Annotated in this window: 4 protein-coding genes and 1 tRNA gene; 1 reads left to right on the top strand and 4 read right to left on the bottom strand. The window is 61.9% G+C overall.

What is annotated here, in order from left to right; genetic code table 11:
- Positions 1-308 precede the first annotated feature (308 nt).
- From ACED18_RS20480 to ACED18_RS20470, 3 genes are all read right to left on the bottom strand, one after another.
- Positions 309-1,493: an AGE family epimerase/isomerase gene (locus tag ACED18_RS20480; protein ID WP_377295447.1), complete on the bottom strand. Its 1,185-nt coding sequence runs from the start codon at positions 1,491-1,493 to the stop codon at positions 309-311.
- A gap of 112 nt (positions 1,494-1,605) precedes the next feature.
- Positions 1,606-2,097 (bottom strand): heme-degrading domain-containing protein, encoded by a 492-nt coding sequence (locus ACED18_RS20475; protein ID WP_377295446.1) that lies wholly within the window; start codon positions 2,095-2,097, stop codon positions 1,606-1,608.
- A gap of 48 nt (positions 2,098-2,145) precedes the next feature.
- Positions 2,146-3,042 (bottom strand): ROK family protein, encoded by an 897-nt coding sequence (locus ACED18_RS20470; RefSeq protein WP_377295445.1) that lies wholly within the window; start codon positions 3,040-3,042, stop codon positions 2,146-2,148.
- Positions 3,043-3,634: 592 nt separating this feature from the next.
- Here ACED18_RS20470 and ACED18_RS20465 point away from each other — a divergent pair.
- Positions 3,635-4,891 (top strand): recombinase family protein, encoded by a 1,257-nt coding sequence (locus tag ACED18_RS20465; RefSeq protein ID WP_377295444.1) that lies wholly within the window; start codon positions 3,635-3,637, stop codon positions 4,889-4,891.
- A 6-nt stretch (positions 4,892-4,897) separates the two neighbouring features.
- Here the strand turns inward: ACED18_RS20465 and ACED18_RS20460 are convergent.
- A tRNA-Met gene (locus ACED18_RS20460) sits at positions 4,898-4,974 on the bottom strand.
- Positions 4,975-4,989 lie beyond the last annotated feature (15 nt).

Here is a 4,989-nt window from a genome sequence, read left to right as displayed (position 1 = left end):
TCCGTCGCTAGCAGCGCCGCCGCCCTCGTTCTGTGAAGCGGTTTCTACTCACACCCACCCAACCTGTCAACGAAAACATCTCAGAAAAATGACAGAAAATCACAACACATTGTAAGAAAACAAAAAAATCAGGATTTGTCCAAACGGTAAACAAAAGGAAGGGCGGAAACAGCGCGGAAATCGAGGGAAATGCAGCACGCAGAGCCATCGACCGGCCACGCGGCGCATTCACCTCGCCCGAAAACACAAACGACCGGACATCCCCTGCCCGGTCGTGTTGCTGATTCCGAGAGAACCGAAAGTCTCGATCATCCTTGCTGCGCTGTCATCCGCTCCAGGCAATCCTTGAGTTCAAAGATACAGCAGACAATGTGGTAGAATGTGCTGGCCGGCGCCGCTTCATCCACAAAGCTGCCGTCCGGACGCATCTTGTCGAACCAAAGGCCGGCAATCGGCGTTGCGAGAAAGCGATCCAGTGCGGCAGCCGCACGTTCGGCCGAGGCGAGATAGGCGGCGCGCTCCTCTCCCTCCGTCAGGGCCGCAAAGCGAATGGCCGCTTTCAGCCATTCCGTCTGCGGCCACAGGCGCGCGATCGGATCGATGACGGCGAACGTGTCGTCCAGCGTCATCACCGCAACATCGCGCGTCGGGCACACGCCGGGGCCGACGGCGATCTCGAACAGGCGCCGCGCGGCCGCAAGAGCGTCGGCGCGGCCGCGGCGTTCGCCATAGCGCGTCAGCAGCCAGGCCCATTCGAACTGGTGGCCGGGCTCGACAACACGCCCCTTCTCGCCCTCGAACGGCGCCCAATCCGCGTCGAAGAACTCGCGCAAGGCGCCTGTCTCGGCATCGATGAAGCGGGTGAGGCAGAGGTCGGCGATTTCGTCGGTCAGGTTTGACCAGGTGACCGTGTCGAACCCATCGGTTGCCTCGCTGGACAGCGCGGCCTCGAAAAGATGCATGTGCGGATTGGAGCCGAGCGGGAAGCGCGGCGGGTCATCCTCATGGAAGCCGGCCTCCGGATGCCGGCAGCGCGCCTCGATTTTCGACAGCAGGAGCCGGCTGCGCTCAGCCATTTCGGCGCGTCGCTGCGGAATGGCATCCGCCAGATGCGAGAAGGCGAGGAAGGCAAAAGCGTGGTTGTAGAGATCGAAGCCGTCATTGATGAGCGTACCCCGGGCATCCGCCAGCGCACCGTAGAGGCCGTCAGGCCGGCCGAAAATGCGATCGAAGCCCTCAAGGCCCTGCTCGGCAGGCGTGCGCCAGTCACCCGACCATCCGCGATGCCCGCTTTCCGCGAAGCAATAGACCTGACGCGGCTGAACGCGAGCGCGATGGTTGGCCTCGGTCGGTTGGCCTGTCATGTCGATCGTCTCGACAAAACCGGTATCGACGCCGCCAAAACCGCGCTCACGCCACAGGGGCAGCGCCCGCTCGAAAAGCCAGGTGTTCAGGCGCTCGGAAACAGCCTGAAGGGCCGTCACTGTCGTCATCCAATCTCTCCAACGATAAGAACTATGTTCGAAGCGACCCACGCCATGCAGGCCAGATCCCTTCAGGCTGAAAAAGCCGGAGACGGCTCGACCGCTCCGGCGGCTGAAAACCTCATGCCAGCCGAAGGCTGGCGAAATCCTTGCCGAGCTGGTGCGAGAGTGCTTCGACCGCCAGTTGATGGTCTTCCCGCTGCGGCAGACCGGAAACGGTCAGCGCGCCAATGCAGCCCGCCCCTTTCACCACGATCGGGAAACTGCCGCCATGGGCAGCGTAATCCACCTCCAGCAGGCCAAACTTGCCGGCCAACGTCACCTGCTGCTTGGACAGCATCATGCCCGTCGCGTAGCTCGCCCGCAGGAACCGGAACACCGTGTTGCGCTTGCGGCGCACCCAGTTGAAATTGTCGGGCAGCGATCCCGGCAGCGCCGCATAGAAGAGCGGCATCGAAAACAGGGTGACATCCACGACGATGCCGAGCTTGCGCTCGATCGCCAGGTCGCGCGTCAACGTTCCCAATGCAAAGGCGACATGCGGGTCGAAACTGTCGAACACCAGCTCGGCTTCCTGCTCGGCGATTTTCGCCAGATCCTCATCGACCGCCATTCCATCCCCCTTGGTGCCGCCACGCAGTGGCGTATCCGTTGATTGCCGTCAATCCTGCCACAACCAGGCCGCCCCGCGCACGCCCGAACTGTCGCCATGCTCCGCCTTTCGAATCGGTGTGGCAAAGCTGTCACCAAACAGATAGGTCTCGATACGGGCCGGCAGGGCTCCATAAACCTCATCGACATTGGAAAGCCCGCCGCCGAGAACGAAGACATCGGGGTCGACGATATTGGTCAGCAGCGCGAGACTGCGTGCCAGCCGATCGACAAAACGGTCGAAGACATCACGGGCATTTGCCTCGCCGGCACGCATGTCGGCGACGATATCGGCGCCGCGCTTTTCGACGCCGGTCGTTGTCAGGTAGTCGAGTTCGAGTCCGGTTCCGCAGGCATACATGTCAAGGCAGCCATGCTTGCCGCACCAGCAGCGATGGCCGGGATATTCTTCCGCCCGCATCCACGGCAAGGGATAGTGGCCGATCTCGGCCGCGATGCCCTGAAAGCCGGCATGGACCTTGCGGTCTATGGCAATGCCACCCCCATGACCAGTCCCGACAATGATTCCGAAGACCACGCGCGCATCCCGCCCCGCGCCGTCAACGGCCTCGGAAACAGCCAGGCAATTGGCATCGTTGGCGATCCTTACGGGACGGGAGAGCGCGGTCTCAAGGTCGCGGCCAAGTGGCTTGCCGTTGATCAGAACGGCATTGGAATTGCGGACCAGTCCTGTTCGGGGATTGGGACTGCCGGGAATGCCGATGCCGATCGTGCCCGCCTCGCCAGCCGTCGCCTCCGCCAACGCCACCAGGTCCCGCACGGCCAGGATGCAATCCTCATATCCGGTCTTCGGCGTCGCAACGCGATGGCGCGCCCTGACGGCGCCGTCCTCTGCAAGGGCAATGACCTCGATCTTGGTGCCGCCCCAGTCTATCCCGATCCGCATGGATTCCCGGCTGCCTTTCCGCCCGTGCCATCGACGCATTTGCTGAGATGCCCGACGGTGATAGCGACTTGAAACGCAACCGACCAGCCCCTTCGTCCCGCCCCGTGGCGGAAACTTCCGCAATCGACCCCGCACCGACTCTTGACCGTTGATCCGCCGGGGCTTCTGTTTTAAGGAGGATGCGTTGTCCACGTAGCTCAGCAGGATAGAGCACAGGATTCCTTAATTGGGGGTTGTACTGGGAAACCTATACAATCAAACTGCTCAAAGTCGGGGAACGCTTCGCTGGGCTTCCAGCATGCCAATCCCGAGCCAAGCCCCGGAGAAATCCGGGGAAGTGTGTAGAGACTGGACGGGCGGCACCTAACGGCTTCAAACCCATGGTGAAGGGACAGTCCAGACCACGAACGCGGAAGCGGCGGCGAAAGCCGAAGTGGTATGAATCCTGGGGTCGGAGGTTCGAATCCTCTCGTGGACACCATTATTTCCTGAAAACAGTGGCTGTTCTGCGCCGAATTGAGACCGCTCAAGAGGTTTGTTCTACAAGCGCTGGATATGTCCGTGGCGTACTGACCTTGCGAATGCATAGATCGTGCGCCGCATCTGCCAGCTCTACGCCGACGGCATGTCGCCGCGCGTCATCGCGCAGCTCTTGAACATCGAAAGCATCCTCGGACCGCGTGGCCGCAAATGGCGTGATACGGCGATCCGCGGTCATGTCGGCCGTGGCACCGGCATCCTGAACAACGTCCTTTATGTCGGCAAGGCCGTTTGGAACAGGCAGAACGACCGCAAGGAGCCGACGAGGGAGAGGCGGATCTCGCGCGCCAACGACCAGGAGCATTGGGTGCCGCATGACCGCCCCGAACTGCGGATCGCGTCCGACAACCTGTGGGAACGGGTCAAGAAGAAGCAGACACAAGCACGCGAGGACGACGACGCGGCGAACACCAACCGGCTCAACGCGACGCATCGCTGGGAGTATCGGTTGAGCCGGATGCTGGAATGCGTCGAATGCGGCGGCCCTTACGCGATCAGCGGCAAGGATCGCCATAGCTGCACCAACCGCAAAAAGCGGCTGCCGATCGATGAGCTTGGCGGCGCCTGCTGCGGCAACAGCAAGACGATCACCCGCCACGAACTCGAGGAGCGCGTGCCGAACTGCATCCCCATCGCCTTCTACTCGATCGATATTTTCGAGCGGATTTCGCAGAAGATGATCGCGCATGAGGTGGGGAAGCTGAAGAACGCGCCCTCCCGCAAGGACGAGGTCGCGGCGGAACTGGCAAGTATCAAGGCGACACAGGCGAGCCTGATGCAGCAGATCCAGGAGCGGACCCTCGAAGGCCGGCCGCGCCTCGCCATCCTCGACGACCAGCTCGATGAACTGGAAGTCACACGAGAGAAGCTGGTCGCCGAACGTGCAGGCCTTGAGACGCCGGCAGAGGATTTCTCGGAGAAGATCGACAGGCTGAAGGCGCAGTCCAATCCGCAGAACATGGAGATCGCCATCCGCAAGCTCCTCTTCCTCGCCCGCAACAACGCCGACGAGCAGGCCAAGCGCCGCCTGATGCCGGTCGTGCGCGATCTCATCCAGACGGTGGAGATCGGCCAGACGCCCGGTCATCAGCCGGCATCAATCCAGGCGCATGGCGACATCGCGATGATCATGGCGTCGATGGATGTGATCGACGTGATGCGGCAGCAGTTCGTAGCCGCCGCCCACAACGCTCTCCTGAGCCGGCTTGCGGGTCATTGGAGCTTGCCCCTGTTTGCAAACGCAAGAAGCTCCTCGGCGCTTACGCTGAGAAGCTTCTGGTTTGTTTTCCCGAATGGGTTTTGTTTGTGAGGAATTTGGTTGCGGGGGCAGGATTTGAACCTGCGGCCTTCAGGTTATGAGCCTGACGAGCTACCGGGCTGCTCCACCCCGCGCCGAGCGCGTTTGGT

The organism is Rhizobium sp. SG2393 (assembly GCF_042610495.1).
GTDB lineage: Bacteria > Pseudomonadota > Alphaproteobacteria > Rhizobiales > Rhizobiaceae > RU20A.
The sequence above is the reverse complement of the archived record's forward strand: the minus strand, read 5'-3'. Positions and strand labels throughout refer to the sequence as shown.

Coding starts and splice junctions, on each gene's coding strand:
- ACED18_RS20480 (WP_377295447.1), bottom strand. CDS start 1,493: ATGACGACAGTGACGGCCCTTCAGGCTGTTTCCGAGCGCCTGAACACC.
- ACED18_RS20475 (WP_377295446.1), bottom strand. CDS start 2,097: ATGGCGGTCGATGAGGATCTGGCGAAAATCGCCGAGCAGGAAGCCGAG.
- ACED18_RS20470 (WP_377295445.1), bottom strand. CDS start 3,042: ATGCGGATCGGGATAGACTGGGGCGGCACCAAGATCGAGGTCATTGCC.